Below are 17,814 nucleotides of genomic sequence, written 5' to 3'. Positions count from 1 at the left end.
GTGCGTTCCTCATCGTAGCGGGGGCGCTGGTAGACTCGTGTCGAACTTCGGCGAGGGATGCCTCGCGCCCGTCGATCCCGGTGGGCTGCGGCATCCGTGATCGACGCAGTGATGCGGGCCCCACGGGCTTTCCTCACGCGCGTGCGTTCGAGTCGAAGACATCCCGAATACCCCCGGGCCCGCCACCGCGCAGGCCGAGTCAGAACGGCCACGCGCCGCAGCTTACCGGGCCAGTGCGCCCACAAGGAGAACCCCATGTCGTCCGAGCCCGATACCAAGGTCCAGGCCGAGTTCCGCGAGAGCTTCGGCAAGGGCTTCGCCCGCCGTCTCCGCGCCGCCGGCAAGATCCCCGCCGTCATCTACGGTCACGGCACCGACCCCGTGCACGTCGCCCTGCCGGGCCACCAGGTCTCGCTGCTCATCCGCCGCGCGAACGCGGTGCTCGAGCTCGACCTCGACGGCAAGTCGCAGCTCACGCTCGTCAAGGACGTGCAGAAGGACCCGGTGCACCAGGTCATCGAGCACATCGACCTGCTCGTCGTGAAGAAGGGCGAGAAGGTCGAGATCGAGGTGCCGATCGTCGTCGTGGGCGAGTCCGCCCCCGGCACCATCGCGAACCTCGACAACACGACGGTCACCCTGCAGGCCGAGGCGACGCACATCCCCGAGCACATCGAGGTCGACGTCGAAGGCCTCGAGGACGGCACGCACATCACCGCCGCCGACCTGAAGCTGCCGAAGGGCTCGGTCCTCATCGCCGACGCCGAGCTGCTCATCGTCGCGATCTCGGTCCCGGCAGCGACGCTCGCCGCCGAGGACGAGATCGCCGAGGCCGATGCCGAGGTCGCCGCCGAGCAGTCCGAGGCTGCGGAAGAGTCCGCCTCCGAGTAATCCCTTTCACGAAGTCGAGGGGGTGCGGATGCCGCACCCCCTCGCTCCGTCTCACCGGCAGGATGGATGACATGGCAGAGTCGTGGCTGGTCGTCGGGCTGGGAAACCCCGGTCCCCGCTATGAGCTCACACGGCACAACGTCGGGCAGCTCGTCGTCGACGAGCTCGCCGCGCGACGTGGCGAGTCGTTCAAGTCGCACAAGGCCAACGCCCGGGTCGTCGAGACCTGGCTGCGCCCCGGCGGGGCCAAGCTCATCCTCGCCAAGCCGAACACGTTCATGAACGTGTCGGGCGGTCCCGTCGCCGGGCTCGTCAAGTTCTACGGCATCGACCCCCACCACGTGGTGGTCGTGCACGACGAGCTCGACATCCCGTTCGACACCATCAAACTCAAGGTCGGCGGTGGCCACGGCGGCCACAACGGGGTCCGCGACGTCGCCAAGGCGCTCGACACGCCGGAGTTCACGCGCGTCCGCGTCGGCATCGGCCGCCCCATGGGCCGGCAGGATCCCGCCGACTGGGTGCTCGACCCGTTCGGCGCCACAGAGCGCAAGAACCTGCCGATCCTCGTCGGAGACGCCGCCGACGCGGTCGAGCAGCTCGTGGCCGAGGGCCTTCTCGCCGCACAGCAGAAGCACCACGCACCTCGCGTCTGAGGCGGGGTGTCCGGCGCAGGGCTCGGGGTGATCCCCGTCTGCTGGTCAGGCGCCCATGCCGGTGCCGGCGGTGAGCCCGGCGGTGAGGAAGCCCTGCACCACCCCACCGAAGACGATCGGGCCCAGCGCGGCGACGATCACGGCGGCGATGCCGGCGCCGCGGCCGCGGGCGGTGACGATCGCGATCACACCCTGCACCAGAGCCCAGACGCCGAGCGCGGTGCCTACCCAGAACGAGACCTCGCCCAGCAGCACCCAGTCACGCACGGGGGTGAGGATCGACCAGTCGAAGTCGCTGTCGAGGGCCCCTGCGGTGATCTGGCGGCCGGCGCCGAGTCCGATGCGATAGCTCGCGATGGCCGCCACCAGGCTCGCGCCGACGGTCGCGACGAGTGCAAGTGCGAGGGCGACGACACCGAGGACGCTGCTGCGCCTCGCAGGCGGAGCGCCGTACACCGGGGCGGATGCCGCGACCGGCGCGGCAGCGTAGCCCGCGGGCGGGGCATACCCCGGCGGTGGGGCGTACGCGCCGGCAGGCGGCGCGGACCATCCCGTAGGGATCCCGGGCTGCGCGCCAGGTGCGCCGGCGGCGCCGGGCTGACTGCCGTCCGCGCCCGCGGGCGGCCCGAACGGCGCATGCGCCGGTGGAGCCCACGCGCCGGGCGGAACGGTCGGGGTCTGAGGCGCATCGGGCGCGGGGGGCTGGCTCACAGGCTCATCCTAGGAGGGGCGCGCGGCACCTCATCGGCTTCGGAGGGGCCGGGTCGCACGCTCCTTCCCTGGGCGGCCCCGTGTCGGCGGCGGGCCGTAGACTCGTGCGGTGACAGTTCCCGGGATCGTTCGCGCCCTCGAGCAGGCTGAGCCGTTTCGGGACGCGGTGGCCGCGGCATCCGTCGATGCCGACTTCTCGCTCGTCGAGGGGCTCGACGCCCCCCTCCTCGCCGCCCTGATCGAACGCCGCCGTGCCGCAGGCAAGCCACCGCTGGTCTTCCTGATCGCGCCGACCGGCCGCCGGGCGGAATCGTTGGGTCCGGCGCTCGGCGCACTGCTGCCCGGTGCCGAGGTGCTCCACTTCCCCGCGTGGGAGACCCTTCCCCACGAACGGCTCAGCCCGAGCGCCGAGACCGTCGGCGCCCGACTGGACATCCTCACCCGCATCGCGCGCTGGGACGCCACGACGCCGCTCGTGATCACGGCATCGGTGCGCGGCGCCATCCAGCCGCTCGCGGCCGGGCTCACGGACGTCCCGCCCGTGGAGCTCGTCGTCGGCGCCCGCGGGCACGACCTCGGCGAGGTGTCGGCTCGCCTCGTCGAACTCGCCTACCACCGCGTCGACATGGTCTCGCGTCGCGGCGAGTTCGCGGTGCGCGGCGGCATCCTCGACGTCTTCCCGCCGACCGCTCCGCACCCGTACCGCGTCGAGTTCTTCGGCGACGAGGTGGACGAGATGCGCGCGTTCTCGGTCGCCGATCAGCGTTCGCTGCCCGGCGAAGTGCGGGACGTCACCCTGCTGCCCAGCCGTGAACTGCTGCTCACCGAGCCCGTGCGCGGCCGTGCCCGCCAGCTCAAGGGCGAGTTCCCCGGGCTCGCGGGAATGCTCGAGAAGATGGCCGAGGGCATCCCGGTCGAGGGCATGGAATCCCTGCTCCCGGCCGTCGTCGACCGGCTCGTCACCGTCGTCGACTACCTGCCCGAGGGCTCGGCCGTCGCCCTCGTCGACCCGGAGCGCGCGGTCGCCCGGGCGATCACGCTCGGTGAGACGAATCGCGAGTTCCTCGAAGCGGCGTGGAGCGCGGCCACCGCCGGCGCGAGCACCCCGATCGACCTCGGCGCCGGCGACTTCCTGACGCTGCCCGCCATCCGCGCCGCTGCCCGCACGCGCGGCGGGGTCTGGTGGAGCCTCAGCTCGTTCGACTCGGGACAGGCGGATGCCGCCGCCGAGGGGCTCATCGACGACGACATCGACGTCGCGCTCGAGGCCGCCGCCGCGATCCGCGTGCCGGGGTCGGCGGTGCCGTCCTTCCAGGGGAACGTGGAGGGCGCGACGCAGCACGTCGGCGCACTCCTCGCGGACGGCTGGCGCGTCGTGGTCGCGGCCTCCGGAACCGGGCTCGTGGAGCGTGCGCGCGACGTGCTCGCCGAGCGGGGCATCGCGGCGCGCAGGGTCGACGAGGTGCTGCAGGCGCCCGAGCCCGGCGTCGCCCACGTGGTGCTCAGCACGCTCGAGCGCGGGTTCGAGGCGGCGGCCGCGAAGCTCGCCGTGCTCACCGAGTCGGAGTTCTACGGCCGCACCATCGGGGGCGACTCCCGCGTCGTGAAGAAGCTCGCGTCGCGACGCAAGGCCGTCGTAGACCCGCTGCAGCTGAAGGCCGGCGACTACGTGGTGCACGCGACGCACGGCATCGGCAAGTTCGTCGAGCTCACCCAGCGCGAGGTCTCCAGCGGCGGGCGCAACGCGATCAAGAGCGTACGGGAGTACCTGGTGCTCGAGTACGCGCCGTCCAAGCGCGGCTACCCGGGCGACAAGCTCTTCGTGCCCACCGACCAGCTGGACCTCCTCTCGCGCTACGTCGGCGGCGAGGCGCCGGCCCTGTCGAAGATGGGCGGCAGCGACTGGGCCCAGGCCAAGAGCAAGGCCCGCCGCGCCGTACGCGACATCGCGGTGGAGCTCGTCAAGCTGTATTCGGCGCGCATGGCGTCGAAGGGCCACGCCTTCGGTCCCGACACGCCCTGGCAGCGCGAGCTCGAAGAGGCGTTCCCGTTCGCCGAGACCCCCGACCAGCTGCAGACGATCGACGAGATCAAGGCCGACATGGAGAAGCCGATCCCGATGGACCGGCTGCTGTCAGGCGACGTCGGGTTCGGCAAGACCGAGGTGGCGGTGCGCGCCGCGTTCAAGGCGATCCAGGACGGCAAGCAGGTCGCGATGCTCGTCCCGACGACGCTGCTGGTCAAGCAGCACCTCGAGACGTTCACCGAGCGCTTCGCCGGCTTCCCGGTGAAGGTCAAGGCGCTCTCGCGGTTCCAGACCGACAAGCAGGCGCGCGAGGTGCTGGCAGGTCTCACCGACGGCACCGTCGACATGGTGATCGGCACGCACCGCATCCTCACCGAGAAGGTGATCTTCAAGGACCTCGGGCTCATGATCATCGACGAGGAGCAGCGCTTCGGCGTCGAGCACAAGGATCAGCTCAAGAAGCTCAAGACCAACGTCGACATCCTCGCCATGAGCGCGACGCCCATCCCGCGCACGCTCGAGATGGCGGTCACCGGCATCCGCGAGATGTCGACGCTGCAGACGCCGCCCGAGGACCGGCATCCGATCCTGTCGTACGTCGGCCCGCGCAACGACAAGCAGATCGCCGCCGCCATCCGCCGCGAGCTGTTGCGCGAGGGGCAGGTGTTCTACGTGCACAACCGCGTGCAGTCGATCCAGCGCGTCGCGGCGGAGCTCGCCGAGCTCGTCCCCGAGGCGCGCATCGCGGTCGCCCATGGCCAGATGGGGGAGCACGCCCTCGAGGAGGTCGTCGACGCGTTCTGGGAGCGCCGCTCGGACGTCCTGGTCTGCACCACGATCGTCGAGACCGGCCTCGACATCTCCAACGCGAACACGATCATCATCGACCGCGCCGACAAGTACGGCCTCAGCCAGCTGCATCAGCTGCGGGGCCGGGTCGGCCGCGCCCGCGAGCGCGCGTACGCGTACTTCCTCTACGACGACATGAAGCCGCTCAGCGAGACCGCCGCCGACCGCCTCGAGACGATCGCGGTCAACAACGACCTCGGATCCGGCATGCAGGTCGCGCTGAAGGACCTCGAGATCCGCGGCGCGGGCAACCTGCTGGGCGCCGAGCAGGCCGGACACATCGCGGGCGTGGGCTTCGACCTGTACCTGCGCATGATCGGCGAGGCGGTCGCCACCTTCCGCGGCGAGGAGACCGAGGGGCCGGCCGAGCTGCGCCTCGAGCTGCCCGTGCAGGCCCGCATCCCGGAGTCCTACATCGACAGCGAGCGGCTGCGCCTGGAGGCGTACCAGAAGCTCTCGGCGGCGGCATCCGTCACCGCTCAGCCCGACGCGATCGACCTGGTCGTCGAGGAGCTCACCGACCGGTACGGCGAGCCGCCGGCCGAGGTCGAAGGGCTGCTCGCCGTCGCGCGGCTGCGGCGCCGGGCCGGGCAGGCGGGGCTCGCCGACGTCGTGGCGATGGGCCCGAACCTGCGCATCGCGCCGGCGAATCTGCCGGACTCGATGCGTGTGCGCCTGCAGCGACTGCATCCCAAGGCCAAGCTCGTCGCCGGCGGCGAGGCGATGGTTGTGCCGCTTCCGTCGGCCGGTGGCGAGCCGCTCGGCGACGACGAGCTGATCGCCTGGGTCGCCCAGCTGATCGAGCAGCTGTGGCCGCCGAAGAAGACGGACGCGGATGCCGAAGCCGAGGCGGCCGTCAACGCCTGACTCCGGAGGCACGTTGCGTGCGCGAGACCGGGTCAGATCACACCCTGCGCCAGCATGGCGTGCGCGACCCGTTCGAAGCCTGCCGAGTTCGCTCCCACGACATAGTCGCCCGGGCGACCGTATCTCTCAGCGGCGGCGAACGCGGCGTCGTGCACGTCGGCCATGATCGCGCGCAGCTTCGCCTCGCTGTCGTCGAAGCTCCAGCGCTGGCGGGCGGCGTTCTGGCTCATCTCGAGCGCTGATGTCGCGACGCCGCCGGCGTTCGCCGCCTTGCCCGGTCCGAACAGCACGCCCGCGGACTGGAAGAGCTCGATCGCCTCGGGAGTCGAGGGCATATTGGCGCCTTCGGCGACGGCGCGTACGCCGTTCGCGATGAGTGCCCGCGCGTCGTCGGCGTCGAGCTCGTTCTGCGTGGCCGCGGGGATTGCGACGTCGACCGCGACCTCCCAGGGGCGCGCACCTTCGACGTAGCGTGCCGTCGGGCGTCGCGCCGCGTACTCCGCGATGCGAGCGCGCTCGAGCTCCTTGACCTGGCGGAGCAGGCCGACGTCGATGCCGGCGTCGTCGACGACATAGCCGGAGGAGTCGGATGCCGTCACCGGCGTCGCGCCGAGCTGATGGGCCTTGTCGATGGCGTAGATCGCCACGTTGCCCGACCCTGACACACCCACCCGCTTGCCCGCGAGCGTCTGTCCGTGGACGCCGAGCATCTCCGCCGTGAAGAAGACAGCGCCGTAGCCGGTCGCTTCGGTGCGGACCTCGGCACCGCCCCACTGCACGCCCTTGCCCGTGAACATGCCGGACTCGTGGCGGTTGGTGACCTTCCGGTACTGGCCGAAGAGGTAGCCGATCTCACGGGCACCCACGCCGATGTCTCCGGCGGGCACGTCGGTGTGCTCCCCGAGGTGGCGGTAGAGCTCGTTCATGAACGACTGACAGAAGCGCATGATCTCGGCATCCGAGCGGCCGTGCGGGTCGAAGTCGCTGCCGCCTTTCGCACCGCCGATGCCCTGGCCGGTGAGGGCGTTCTTGAAGATCTGCTCGAAGCCGAGGAACTTGATGATCGACAGGTTCACCGAGGGGTGGAACCGGAGACCGCCCTTGTAGGGGCCGAGCACGGAGGAGAACTGCACGCGGAATCCGCGGTTGACCTGCAGGCGCCCAGCGTCGTCGACCCACGGCACTCGGAAGATGATCTGCCGCTCCGGCTCGACGAGCCGCTCCACGATGCCGCCGTCGACGAACTGCGGGTGGGCTTCGAGCACGGGCGCGATCGATTCGAGCACCTCGTGCACCGCCTGCAGGAACTCCGGCTCGTGGGGATTGCGGGCTCCGACGGTGTCGAGGACGAGGCCGATCGACTCGGCTGACGAGAGGGCGGTGGGAGCGGAGGCCGTGGGCGGTGCAGTGGGCATGTGGAGCTTTCGGGGTGGAGCGATGCGCGCTGGGACGGCGCTCTTTCACCCTACCCAGGGCCCGGAACCTCGACCGGGCGTGTGACGACGACGGCCGTCGCCTTTGCACGGCGTTTCTCGCGCGCCTGCGCGCGACGCAACGGGTTCGCGTGCGGGAGAGTGGAGGGATGGCGGCCGACCTTCGCATCGAGATCTTCCCCGACGACCTGGACCTGACCGTCGATTTCTATGTCCGCGTGCTGGGGTTCTCCCTCGTGCGCGATGAGCGGCACCTCGAGTGGGCCTACGTCGCGCTGGAGCTCGGTCGCGTGCGCCTCGGGGCGGCAAGGCGCGCGTCCGTCGACACCGCGCCGCGCCGTGCGCCCGTCGGAGTGGAGCTCGTGCTCGAGACGGACGATCTGGATGCCGCCCGCCGGCGTATCGCGGACGAGGGCTGGCCCGTGGACGACGACCTGCGGGCGCAGCCGTGGGGCCTCCGCGATTTCCGCGTGCTGGATCCGAGCGGCTACTACTGGCGCCTGACCGAGCATCCGGACTGACGCGCGCGGCGGCGACCGAGTGCGGCGCGGATGCACCGCACTACGCTGTGAACCGACCGCGACGGCCCCGACGACGGGCGGGCCGGCACGGGATCGAGGAGGCATGATGCGTTTCGAGCACCTCGGGGCCCAGCCCCGCATCCACCCCGACGCTGTCGTCGCGGCGACCGCCGTGATCAGCGGCGACGTCGAGATCGGCGCCGACTGCCAGATCCTCCACGGCGCGGTGATCACCGCCGAAGGAGGCGCGATCACGCTGGGCGAGAACGTCATCGTGATGGAGAACGCCCTCATCCGGGCGACGGCGACGAACCCGGTGCACATCGCAGACCACGTGCTCGTCGGGCCGATGGCCAGCGTCTCGGGCGCCGTCGTCGAGGAGGAGGTGTTTCTCGCGACCGGCACGCGCGTGTTCAACGGCGCTCGGCTGGGTGCGCGCAGCGAAGTGCGCATCAACGCGGTCGTGCACCTGCGCACCACGCTCCCGCCGGACTCCACGGTCCCGATCGGCTGGGTGGCCGTGGGCGACCCGGTGCAGATCCTTCCGCCCGACCGCCACGAGGAGATCTGGGCGGCGCAGCGCGAGCTCGACTTCCCCGGCTATGTCTTCGGACTCGACCGCGAGACCCCCGACCTCATGGTGCAGCTCACCGAACGATACGGTCGGAGCCTCGCCCGTCACGTCGACGACCGCCGCGTGGACTGACGCCCCAGCGACCGTCCGCCGTACAACCGCCGATCGCGAGATCGACGTGGGCCTGGCCTTCTCCTGGCTCAGGCCATAGGGTCGCGGACATGGGCCGTCTGGGGACCCGTTCGAGGCTCGATCAGGCCGTGGGTGCCTTCTCGAGCAACTGGCGCAACCCCAATCTGCGGCGCGCGCAGCTGAGCTTCCTCGGTGCCTGGACGGCGGAGTGGGCGTTCACGGTGGCGCTCGGCATCGTCGCGTACAACGCCGGGGGCGCGCTCGCCCTCGGCGCGGTGGGACTGCTGCGCATGCTGCCCTCGGCGCTGCTGGCGCCGATCCTGTCGCCCTTCGCCGACCGCGGGCGGCGCGAGCGCGTCCTCGTCGTCGTGTCGGTGGTGCGGGGCGCCGCCACCCTCGTCGCGGCGGTCGTCGTGGCAGTGTCGGGCCCGATCGCGGTCGTCTACGCGCTCGCGGTGGTCTCGACGATCGCGGCCACCATGTTCCGGCCGGCGCACTCCGCGCTCCTGCCCACGCTGTGCCGCACCGGGCACGAACTGGCCAGCGCCAACGTCGTGCGAGGGCTGCTGGACTCCGTCGCGACCCTCGTCGGGCCGCTCGTCGCCGCGATCCTGCTGATCTTCACCGATGTCTCCGTCGTGTTCGCCGTCGCGGCGCTCGCATCGTTCTGGGCGGCGCTGCTCCTCTTCCGCGTGCGGTACGACGCCCCACCCAGACCGGCGGCACCGCGGCGCGACCTGCTGAGGGAGGCGGCCGAAGGGCTCGCCGCCGTGTGGCGGAGCCGCGATCTGCAGCTCATCCTCGGCTTGGCCGCCGCCCAGTCGCTCACGCGGGGTGCACTCACCGTGTTCTCGGTCGTGGTCGCCATCGAGCTGCTGGGCATGGGCGAGTCCGGCGCCGGATCGCTGATGGCCTCGGTCGGCGTGGGGGCGGTCCTGGGCTCGCTGGCGGCCTCACTGCTGGTCGGAACCCGCCGGCTGGGCGCGTGGTTCGCCGTCGGCGTGGCGTTGTGGGGACTGCCGCTCGCCCTCGTCGGCGTCTTCCCCGCGCAGGCGGCGGCGCTTCTCCTGCTCGCGTTCGTCGGGGTGGGTAACGCGCTGATCGACCTCGCCGGGTTCACGCTGATCGGCCGACTGGCCCCGGACGCCCTGATGGCGCGCGTCTTCGGTGTGCTCGAGAGCCTGGTCGCCGTCTCCATCGGCGTCGGCGCGATCATCGCGTCGATGATGATCGCGTGGCTCGGCGTCGATGGCGCGCTCATCGCGATCGGCCTGCTGTGTCCGGTGCTCGCGCTGGCATCGTGGTGGCGGCTGCGCGCCCTCGATCGATCCGTCGGCGCGTTGGACGCCGAGGTCGGTCTCCTCCAGCGGGTGCCCATGTTCCAGCCGCTCCCGCTGCCCGCGATCGAGCAGCTCGCGCGCGGGCTGGAACCGGTCGAGGTGGCACCAGGCAGCGCCGTCTTCACCCAGGGGGACCTCGGTGATCGCTACTACGTGATCGAGAGCGGCCGAGCCGACGTGCTCGGCGACGGTCGCGTGATCGCAACGCTCGGCGACGGGGAGGGATTCGGCGAGATCGCGCTGCTTCGTCGCACGCCGCGGACGGCGACGGTCCTCGCGCGCACCCCGCTCGCGCTGAAGGCGCTCACCGCCGACCGGTTCACCGCCGTCGTCCTCGGCTACGCGCCCAGCGCGCAGGCGGCCGCCACGACAGTACAGGACGAGCTCGCGCGATACGCGCCCGACGACCTGCCAGACGAGCCTCGGGCATCGTGAGACCCGCTGGGATCAACGACCGACGAAGGGACTGGCACATGGGACGGAGCGAACGGCCCTGCTGATCGCCGATATCGGCGGTTACACCGAGTACATGGGCTCGCATCGCATGACCCTCGCGCATGCCGAGGTCAACACGGCGCGGATGCTGGAGAGCATCGTGCGCGCCGCGACCGGATTCGAGCTCGTCGAGATCGAGGGCGACGCCGCGTTCCTCTCTCGGCGCGCCGTCGCGCGGGAGCCGGACCCGACCCTCACCGACATCCTCCATCTGGCTGTCGTGATGCACCGCGCCTTCCATCTCGAGCGCGAGTACGTGGTGCAGAACCTCTGCCCGTGCGGTGGGTGCCGTCAGGCGCGCAATCTCACTCTCAAGTTCGTGGCACACGTGGGCGATGTCGCGACGCAGCGGGTCGGCGGCCGCTCCAAGCTGGTCGGCATCGACGTCATCCTCGTGCATCGACTGCTGAAGAACTCCGTCGGCATTCCCGAGTACGTCCTGCTGACAGAGGAACTGTGCCGCACCGACGCGGCATCACTTCCCGCGTCCGCGGGCGAGCTCGCGCCGGATCTCGAGGGCATCGGCACCATCCGCGCCTACTTCGTCGACGTCGCGGATCTGGACCACGTCGACGCGGTGCCGCAGGTGCCGACGGTGTGGTCCCGCCTCGGCAGCACGTTCTCGGCCGTGGGCCGCGGGCTCCCCTACATGCTGGGCACGAGGAAGCCTCGCCGCACGCGCTAGGGGGAGGCATCCCCATCCGACGCCGCCGGGCAACGGCGGACGAGGCCGCGTGGGCCTGCGGCCCGCGGCATCCGTGATCCGCCTTCGTCACTCCCAGAGCAGGTCGCAGTCGCGGCAGCCGAACTCGAGGCGGTCGACCCAGCCGTCGTCGAGGGCGTCTCGACGATCCCACTCGATCCGGAACCACCTCGGCTCGGTCACTCGCACATCGAGCGACCCGCACCGGGGGCAGACTTCGGCGACGACGATCCGTGCCATGGGCGCTACGGTACGCCGGGCCGTCGGAGATCACGGGTGCGACGCGCGTGTCACCGCACCCGGGCGGGTCAGCCCGTGTTCTGCAGGCCGGCGGCGACGCCCGACACCGACAGCAGCAGCAGTCGCTGCAGCTCGGGATCGACCGGTGCGCCCTCGGGAGCCTCGCGCAGAGCGCGCAGGGCGCGCAGCTGCAGCAGCGAGAGCGCGTCGACGTAGGGGCTTCGCATCTTGACCGCCCGCTGCAGCACCGGCTTGTTGCCGAGCAGCTCCGTGCCGCCCGTGATGCGGACGACCCAGTCCCGCGTCACGCGCATCTCGTCTCGCACGAGCGCGGCGAGATCGTCACGATCGCCGAGCTCGAGGTAGTGCAGCGCGATGCGATCGTCGGTCTTCGCGAGGCTCATGGCCACGTTGTCGATGAGGGTACGGAACAGCGGCCACTCCTGGTACGCCTGCTGCAGCAGCGGCTCGTCGCCGACGGCGTCGAGGGCGGTGCCGAGTCCGAACCATCCGGCGAGGTTGATGCGGGCCTGCGTCCACGCGAAGACCCAGGGGATGGCCCGCAGGTCCTCGAGAGACTCGACCGACAGTCCGCGGCGGGCCGGGCGCGAGCCCAGCGCCAGCAGTCCGATCTCCTCCATCGGCGTGACGCGGGCGAACCACGGCGCGAAGCCGGGCGCCTTCACCAGCGAGAAGAAGCGCTCGCGGGACGCCGCGTCCAGCGTCGCCGCCACGCCGGCGTACTTCTCGGCGGCCGCGCGGTTGCGCTCCTCGTTCGACGGCGACGAGGCGAGCAGGATCGCGGCCGCGACCTGGTCGATGTGCCGCATCGCGATCGCCGGATCGCCGTAGCGCGCGAAGATCACCTCGCCCTGCTCGGTGAGCTTGAACCGGCCGTCGACCGAGTGCGGCGGCTGCGCCATGATCGCCGAGTTCGCGGGACCGCCGCCACGGCCGAGGGCTCCGCCGCGACCGTGGAACAGCGTGAGCTCGATCCGGTTCTCGTCGGCCCAGGCCGCGATCTTCGCCTGCGCCTCGTAGAGGGCGAGGTTCGCGGCGACGGGGCCGACGTCCTTCGACGAGTCGGAGTAGCCGAGCATGACCTCCAGACGCCGGCCCGTGGCCTCCAACCGCGCTGCGAACTCCGGGTGCTCGACGATCTCGGCGAGGATGCGGGGCGCGGCCTGCAGGTCGGCGAAGGTCTCGAAGAGCGGGATGACGTCGAGGACAGGAGGGGTGCCGTCCGGACCGACCGCGTACGCGGCGAGCTTGTGGACGGCGGCGAGGTCCTCGGCCGACTGCGTGAACGACACGATGTAGCGGCCGGCTGCGCGCGGGCCGTAGCGCTCCTGCAGGAATCCGACCGTGCGGATGACGTCGAGCACCTCCTCGGCCAGCTCGCTGCGCGGAGCGCCGGTCTCGAGCTCGGCGAGGACCTTGGCGTGCACGGCAGAGTGCTGCCGCACCTCGAGTTCGGTGAGGTGGAACCCGTACGTCTCGACCTGCCACAGCAGCTGCTGCAGGTGCCCGTACGCCTGGCGCGGCGCGCCCGCCTGCACCAGGGACTCCTGCACGACGCGGAGATCGGCGAGCAGGTGTTCGGGATCGGCGTACGCGAGGTCGGCGTTGCGGGCGCGCGTCGCCTCGATCTTCCGGGCGATCAGCAGCACGATGCGGCGATGCGGCTCGTCGGGGGATCGCTTGGCGATGTCCTTCGCGGCGTCTTCATCGGCGGCCTTCAGGCGCTGCCAGAGCGCCAGCAGCGCGTCGCTCGGCGGCGTGGTCGTCGCGTCGAGCGTCAACGTGCGCCCGATGCGGCTCGCGGTGCGGGCGAGGCCGAGCAGCACGTGCTCGCTCGCGATCGCCGACGCCTTCCGGGTGACGGATGCCGTCACGAACGGGTTGCCGTCGCGATCGCCGCCGACCCAGGAGCCGACGCGCACGAAGGGGCGCACCACCGGTGCGCGCCCGCCGGCCGCCGGTCCCTGCAGGGCGTCGTCGACGCGGCGGTAGACGTGGGGCACGGCCGTGTAGAGCGTGTCGTCGAAGACCGCCATCACGGCGCGCACCTCGTCGGTGGGAGCGGGCTTCTCGGGGCGCAGCGGCGCCGTGCGCCACAGCGTGTCGATCTCCTCCAGCATGCGGCGCTGTGCCCGACGCTCGTCGGCGCCGCCGCGCAGCGACGCGTCGTGCTGCTCGAGGAGCGTCGCGAGGCGGCGGATGCTGGTCGACACCGCACGTCGGCGCGCCTCGGTGGGGTGGGCCGTGAAGACGGGGTGGAATCGCATGTTCTGCAGACGCCGCAGCGCTGTGTCGTCGCCGACCTCGGCGGCCAGCCGGACGAACGCCGCGGCGACCGAGTCGGTCGCCTGCTCGCGGTCGGGGCGTCCGTCGCGCTCCCGCAGGATGCGCACGCGCTGGTGCTCCTCGGCGAGGTTCACGAGGTGGAAGTAGGCGGTGAACGCCCGGGCCACCTCGTCCGCGCGGGCGATCGTGAACGAGTCGGCGATCGCGGCGGCACGGGCGAAGGCCTCGGGCGTCTCATCGGTGTAGGCCTGGATTGTGGCGGTGCGCAGGCGCTCGACGTCCTCGTACAGTCCCGGCGATCCGCTCTCGCGCAGCACCTGACCGAGAAGGGTTCCCAGCATGCGCACGTCGCTGCGCATCTGCTCGGGGATCGCCTGCTCCGCCTCGTACCGCCCGACGAGGTCGATCGCTTCGGTCTGGGTGAGTTCACGCATCTCTCCAGGCTAACGGCGCGCTGTCGCGGCGCCGGCACGGCCGACGTTGTGTGACGACGGGTCCTGCGCCGTCCCCGCAGCCGAGCATGACCCACTCGCTACACTGGCCCGTGGAGAGCCGGGAAGTCTGGTCGGCGCACCATTGTCGACCCGCGATCCTGTCACGGAGGCCCGATGTCGCTTCTTCGCTCCGCCCGCTTTCCCGCCATCATCCTGCTCGTCGCGGCGGGTCTCGGTCTCTTCGTCGCCAACTCGGCACTCTGGCCTGCGGTAGACGCGGCGATGCACGCCGAGCTCGGCATCCCGGGTGTCTTCGAGCTCACGCTGTCGCACTGGATCAAGGACGGCCTGCTGGCCCTCTTCTTCTTCGTCGTCGCCGTCGAACTGCAGTACGAGCTCACCAGCGGGCAGCTCAACTCCGCCCGCAAGGCGCTGCAGCCCGCGATCGCCGCCGCCGGCGGCGTGATCGTGCCGATCGCGATCTACGCGGCCATGGCGGGGGGCTCGGACGCGACCGCAGGATGGCCGATCCCGACGGCCACCGACATCGCGTTCGCCCTCGGCGTCTTGGCGGTGTTCGGCAAGGGGCTGCCGCCCGCGCTCCGCGTGTTCCTGCTCGCGCTCGCGATCCTCGACGACATCGTCGGCATCATCTTCATCGCCGTCCTCTTCACCGACGGCGTGAACATCGCGGCGCTCGCCGGCGCCGCGGTCGCCGTCGTCGCGTTCGGCATCCTGAGCAGGCAGCTCGACACCCGGGGCCGCGTGCCGATCGCCGTCCTGCTGGTGCTCCTCGCGGTCACCACCTGGGTGCTGGTGTACCTGTCGGGAGTGCATGCCACCATCGCCGGCGTCGTGCTGGGACTCGCGATGGCGCAGCAGCCCGCCCTGCGGGTGCGTCACGCGCTCGAACCGTGGGTGAACGTCGTCGTGTTGCCGGTGTTCGCCTTCTCCGCGGCGCTCGTCGTGATCCCCGCGGTGCCGCTCTCTCAGCTGTCGCCGGCGTTCTGGGGTGTGCTGGTGGCACTGCCGGTCGGCAAGATCGTCGGTATCGCCGCGTTCGGGTGGCTCTCGCTGCGGGTCGCGCACCGGGGGAGCGCGCCGCCGCTCGCCTTCGCCGACCTCGTCGCCGCCGGAGCGCTCGGCGGCATCGGCTTCACGGTGTCGCTGCTCCTGTCGGAGCTCGCCTTCACGGATGCCGCGGCGCTGCGCGATCAGGCGACGCTCGGCGTGCTCGCAGGTTCGGTGATCTCGCTCCTGCTGGCCGCCGGCCTCGTATCGTGGCGGGCATGGCACTATCGGCAGCGGGCGGCGACCGCATCCACGACGACGTGACCGGCGCGCGGCGGCACGACGCATCCGATCCGCTCCGCGAGGCGGCGGAGGTCATGCGCGCGGTCCGCGACCGCTGCGTGTGGACGCAGCAGATCGACCACCGCGCCCTCGTGCCGTACCTCGTGGAGGAGAGCGCAGAGCTCATCGACGCCGTCGAGGAGGGGTCGCGCGACGAGCTGCGCGAAGAGCTCGGCGATCTCCTGTGGCAGGTGCTGTTCCACGCCGAGATCGCCTCGCGCGACGAGGACGCCCCATTCGACATCGACGACGTGGCCCGAGGGTTGACCGACAAGATGGTGCGCCGGCATCCGCACGTGTTCGGCGACGCGGTCGCGACCACGCCCGAAGAGGTGCTGGTGCACTGGAACGCCGCGAAGGCCGCCGAGAAGAGCGCGCGCACAAGCGTGCTCGACGGGGTGAGCCAGCGGATGCCGAGCCTCGCCCTCGCCCAGAAGCTCCTGGGCAAGGCGCGTCAGGTGGGCGTGGCGGCGCCGTCGACGTCCGCCGCGGCCGCTGACCCTTCGGCGTCCGCCGCGCCGGTCGGCGTCCCCTCGGCGTCCGCCGCGCCGGCCGGCGTCCCCTCCGCCTCCGCGAGAGTACAGCGGGTGGACGAAGGTGCGGGTCCTTCCCTACCCCTCGGCGACCAGATGTACTCTCGCGGGCCTGAGAGCGACACGAGCACGAGCCCGGCGTCGGAGGAGGAGCTGGGTGAGGCGCTGCTGACGCTCGTCGCGACGGCCCGTGCGAACGGCTGGGACGCCGAGCGCGCGCTGCGCGAGCGGCTGCGGCGCCTCGAGCGCGACATCCGCGCCGCCGAGACCCACCCCGCCGACGGATGAGCCCGCCGGCGGGGTTCGCGGGAGCAGCCCCGCGCGGCCATCTGAAAAGATGGCTCCGTGGCATCCGTCAATCCGCCGCGCGGCATGCGCGACTTCCTCCCCGCTGAAAAGGCCCGTCGCGAGCGCGTGCTCGCCGTCATCCGCGAGCGCTACCGCGCGCACGGGTTCGACGAGATCGAGACGCCGGTGGTCGAGGAGTACGCGCGGCTGCACGCGGGCATCGGCGGCGACAACGAGAAGCTCGCCTACAACGTGCTCAAGCGCGGGCTCGACGCCGATGCCATCCGCGCTGCGGCAGACGACCCCGCGAGCCTGACGGACCTCGGCCTGCGCTACGACCTGACGGTGCCGCTCGCCCGGTTCTACGCCACCAACCGCGGCCACCTGCCGTCGGTGTTCCGCTCGATCCAGATCGCACCCGTGTGGCGGGCCGAGCGACCCCAGAAAGGCCGCTACCGCCAGTTCGTGCAGTGCGACATCGACATCATCGGAGACGGCTCGGCGCGCGCCGAGGCCGAGCTCGTCGTCGCGACGCTCGACACCCTCGACGCCCTCGGGCTCGAAGGCGGGAGCGTGCGGATCAACGACCGCCGCGTCCTCGACTGGATGCTCGACAGCTTCGGCTTCGGCGCCGAAGAGCGCCCCGGTGTGCTGATCACGATCGACAAGCTCGACAAGATCGGACCCGAGGGGATCGTCGCCGAGCTGCGCGAGCGAGCCCTCCGGCTGGGCCAGGGGGCGGACTCGGCGGCCATCGACGCGTTCGAGGCCTTCCTTCGCCGCCCGATAACCCTCGAGTACCACCCGTACGGCGAGCGCCAGATCCGCAAGGCGCTGCCGGCGGACGCCCCCGACGAGATCGTGTCGCACCTCGTCGGCATCGGCGCGGCGGCGGCTGCGGCGCGTGCCGCCACGGCCGGAGATGAGGTCGCGGGCGACATCCCGCTGGTGTTCGACCCGTTCCTGGTGCGCGGCATGGGGTACTACACCGGCACCATCTTCGAGCTGGCCCACCCCTCGGTCGACTACTCGCTCGGCGGCGGCGGTCGCTATGACGGCATGATCGGGCGGTTCCTCGGGCAGGAGGTGCCCGCGGTTGGCTTCTCCATCGGCTTCGAGCGGATCGTCGACCTGGTCGCCGAGCAGACGGATGCCGCAGCCCCGGCCGTCGTGCTGGTCCACGACCGCGACGTGCCGGAGGCCGGTCTCCTCGCGCTCAAGGCCGGGCTCGTGCGACAGGGCTCGCGTGTGCGCCTGGAGCAGCGGACGAAGAACCTCAAGGCGCTGCTCGAGCGCGCAGCATCCGACGGCTACACGGCTTTCGCGACCGTGACGGCGGGCACGACGGCCGACGATCTCGAGGTCAAGCCGCTCGGCTGATCCGCCGCTGCATCGCCGGCCCGCCCTCGCCGCTGAGCCCTGGGCGGCCTCGTGTTCGAGGCGTCGACAGCGGAGTCTGTC

At 71.5% G+C, this 17,814-nt stretch carries 14 protein-coding genes; 10 read left to right on the top strand and 4 right to left on the bottom strand.

The genetic code is table 11. The annotated features are described in order from the left end of the window. Window positions 1–255 precede the first annotated feature (255 nt). Both Q9R08_RS18265 and pth read left to right on the top strand, forming a co-directional pair. Window positions 256–891 (top strand): 50S ribosomal protein L25/general stress protein Ctc, encoded by a 636-nt coding sequence (locus tag Q9R08_RS18265; RefSeq protein WP_308869601.1) that lies wholly within the window; start codon window positions 256–258, stop codon window positions 889–891. Between the two features lie 71 nt (window positions 892–962). Further along, window positions 963–1,547, top strand: a complete 585-nt coding sequence (pth, locus tag Q9R08_RS18260; protein ID WP_308869600.1) for an aminoacyl-tRNA hydrolase — start codon at window positions 963–965, stop codon at window positions 1,545–1,547. A 45-nt stretch (window positions 1,548–1,592) separates the two neighbouring features. Here pth and Q9R08_RS18255 read toward each other — a convergent pair whose 3' ends face one another. Beyond that, window positions 1,593–2,258, bottom strand: a complete 666-nt coding sequence (locus Q9R08_RS18255; protein ID WP_308869599.1) for a hypothetical protein — start codon at window positions 2,256–2,258, stop codon at window positions 1,593–1,595. 109 nt (window positions 2,259–2,367) lie between these two features. Between Q9R08_RS18255 and mfd the strand changes: the two genes are divergently transcribed. Further along, window positions 2,368–6,000 carry a transcription-repair coupling factor gene (mfd, locus tag Q9R08_RS18250; protein ID WP_308869598.1) on the top strand — a complete coding sequence of 1,211 codons (3,633 nt, stop codon included), beginning with the start codon at window positions 2,368–2,370 and terminating at the stop codon, window positions 5,998–6,000. Window positions 6,001–6,032: 32 nt separating this feature from the next. Here mfd and gdhA read toward each other — a convergent pair whose 3' ends face one another. Further along, window positions 6,033–7,415, bottom strand: coding sequence for an NADP-specific glutamate dehydrogenase (gdhA, locus tag Q9R08_RS18245; protein ID WP_308869597.1), 1,383 nt, complete (start codon window positions 7,413–7,415; stop codon window positions 6,033–6,035). Between the two features lie 167 nt (window positions 7,416–7,582). Here gdhA and Q9R08_RS18240 point away from each other — a divergent pair, with 167 nt between their 5' ends. The 4 genes from Q9R08_RS18240 to Q9R08_RS18225 all read left to right on the top strand — a co-directional run bounded on the left by Q9R08_RS18240 (window position 7,583) and on the right by Q9R08_RS18225 (window position 11,180). Next, entirely contained in the window at window positions 7,583–7,954 is a 372-nt protein-coding gene (locus Q9R08_RS18240; RefSeq protein WP_308869596.1) for a VOC family protein, read from the top strand. A 106-nt stretch (window positions 7,955–8,060) separates the two neighbouring features. Further along, on the top strand, window positions 8,061–8,660 hold the full coding sequence (locus Q9R08_RS18235; protein ID WP_308869595.1) for a gamma carbonic anhydrase family protein: 600 nt from the start codon (window positions 8,061–8,063) through the stop codon (window positions 8,658–8,660). An 89-nt stretch (window positions 8,661–8,749) separates the two neighbouring features. Beyond that, entirely contained in the window at window positions 8,750–10,435 is a 1,686-nt protein-coding gene (locus tag Q9R08_RS18230; RefSeq protein ID WP_308869594.1) for an MFS transporter, read from the top strand. A gap of 94 nt (window positions 10,436–10,529) precedes the next feature. After that, entirely contained in the window at window positions 10,530–11,180 is a 651-nt protein-coding gene (locus tag Q9R08_RS18225) for a DUF2652 domain-containing protein (RefSeq protein ID WP_308869593.1), read from the top strand. 87 nt (window positions 11,181–11,267) lie between these two features. Here Q9R08_RS18225 and Q9R08_RS18220 read toward each other — a convergent pair whose 3' ends face one another. Both Q9R08_RS18220 and Q9R08_RS18215 read right to left on the bottom strand, forming a co-directional pair. Further along, window positions 11,268–11,438 carry a hypothetical protein gene (locus tag Q9R08_RS18220; RefSeq protein ID WP_308869592.1) on the bottom strand — a complete coding sequence of 57 codons (171 nt, stop codon included), beginning with the start codon at window positions 11,436–11,438 and terminating at the stop codon, window positions 11,268–11,270. A gap of 68 nt (window positions 11,439–11,506) precedes the next feature. After that, window positions 11,507–14,179, bottom strand: a complete 2,673-nt coding sequence (locus Q9R08_RS18215; RefSeq protein ID WP_308869591.1) for a phosphoenolpyruvate carboxylase — start codon at window positions 14,177–14,179, stop codon at window positions 11,507–11,509. Between the two features lie 174 nt (window positions 14,180–14,353). Between Q9R08_RS18215 and nhaA the strand changes: the two genes are divergently transcribed. The 3 genes from nhaA (at window position 14,354) to hisS (ending at window position 17,733) form a co-directional block, all read left to right on the top strand. Further along, entirely contained in the window at window positions 14,354–15,514 is a 1,161-nt protein-coding gene (gene nhaA, locus Q9R08_RS18210; RefSeq protein WP_308869590.1) for a Na+/H+ antiporter NhaA, read from the top strand. Next, window positions 15,469–16,353 (top strand): MazG nucleotide pyrophosphohydrolase domain-containing protein, encoded by an 885-nt coding sequence (locus tag Q9R08_RS18205; protein WP_308869589.1) that lies wholly within the window; start codon window positions 15,469–15,471, stop codon window positions 16,351–16,353. The genes nhaA and Q9R08_RS18205 overlap by 46 nt, the downstream gene beginning before the upstream one ends. 84 nt (window positions 16,354–16,437) lie before the next feature. Beyond that, entirely contained in the window at window positions 16,438–17,733 is a 1,296-nt protein-coding gene (gene hisS / locus Q9R08_RS18200; protein ID WP_308869713.1) for a histidine--tRNA ligase, read from the top strand. The last annotated feature ends 81 nt before the right edge of the window (window positions 17,734–17,814 follow it).

The organism is Microbacterium psychrotolerans, from assembly GCF_031085295.1.
Taxonomy (GTDB): Bacteria; Actinomycetota; Actinomycetes; order Actinomycetales; family Microbacteriaceae; genus Microbacterium; species Microbacterium psychrotolerans.
The sequence above is the reverse complement of the archived record's forward strand: the minus strand, read 5'-3'. Positions and strand labels throughout refer to the sequence as shown.

Excerpts from the sequence above, each read along its gene's own strand:
- Q9R08_RS18265 (WP_308869601.1), top strand. The coding sequence starts at position 256 with ATGTCGTCCGAGCCCGATACCAAGGTCCAGGCCGAGTTCCGCGAGAGC.
- pth (WP_308869600.1), top strand. The coding sequence starts at position 963 with ATGGCAGAGTCGTGGCTGGTCGTCGGGCTGGGAAACCCCGGTCCCCGC.
- gdhA (WP_308869597.1), bottom strand. The coding sequence starts at position 7,415 with ATGCCCACTGCACCGCCCACGGCCTCCGCTCCCACCGCCCTCTCGTCA.
- Q9R08_RS18240 (WP_308869596.1), top strand. The coding sequence starts at position 7,583 with ATGGCGGCCGACCTTCGCATCGAGATCTTCCCCGACGACCTGGACCTG.
- Q9R08_RS18235 (WP_308869595.1), top strand. The coding sequence starts at position 8,061 with ATGCGTTTCGAGCACCTCGGGGCCCAGCCCCGCATCCACCCCGACGCT.
- Q9R08_RS18230 (WP_308869594.1), top strand. The coding sequence starts at position 8,750 with ATGGGCCGTCTGGGGACCCGTTCGAGGCTCGATCAGGCCGTGGGTGCC.
- Q9R08_RS18225 (WP_308869593.1), top strand. The coding sequence starts at position 10,530 with ATGGGCTCGCATCGCATGACCCTCGCGCATGCCGAGGTCAACACGGCG.
- Q9R08_RS18220 (WP_308869592.1), bottom strand. The coding sequence starts at position 11,438 with ATGGCACGGATCGTCGTCGCCGAAGTCTGCCCCCGGTGCGGGTCGCTC.
- Q9R08_RS18215 (WP_308869591.1), bottom strand. The coding sequence starts at position 14,179 with ATGCGTGAACTCACCCAGACCGAAGCGATCGACCTCGTCGGGCGGTAC.
- nhaA (WP_308869590.1), top strand. The coding sequence starts at position 14,354 with ATGTCGCTTCTTCGCTCCGCCCGCTTTCCCGCCATCATCCTGCTCGTC.
- Q9R08_RS18205 (WP_308869589.1), top strand. The coding sequence starts at position 15,469 with ATGGCACTATCGGCAGCGGGCGGCGACCGCATCCACGACGACGTGACC.
- hisS (WP_308869713.1), top strand. The coding sequence starts at position 16,438 with ATGCGCGACTTCCTCCCCGCTGAAAAGGCCCGTCGCGAGCGCGTGCTC.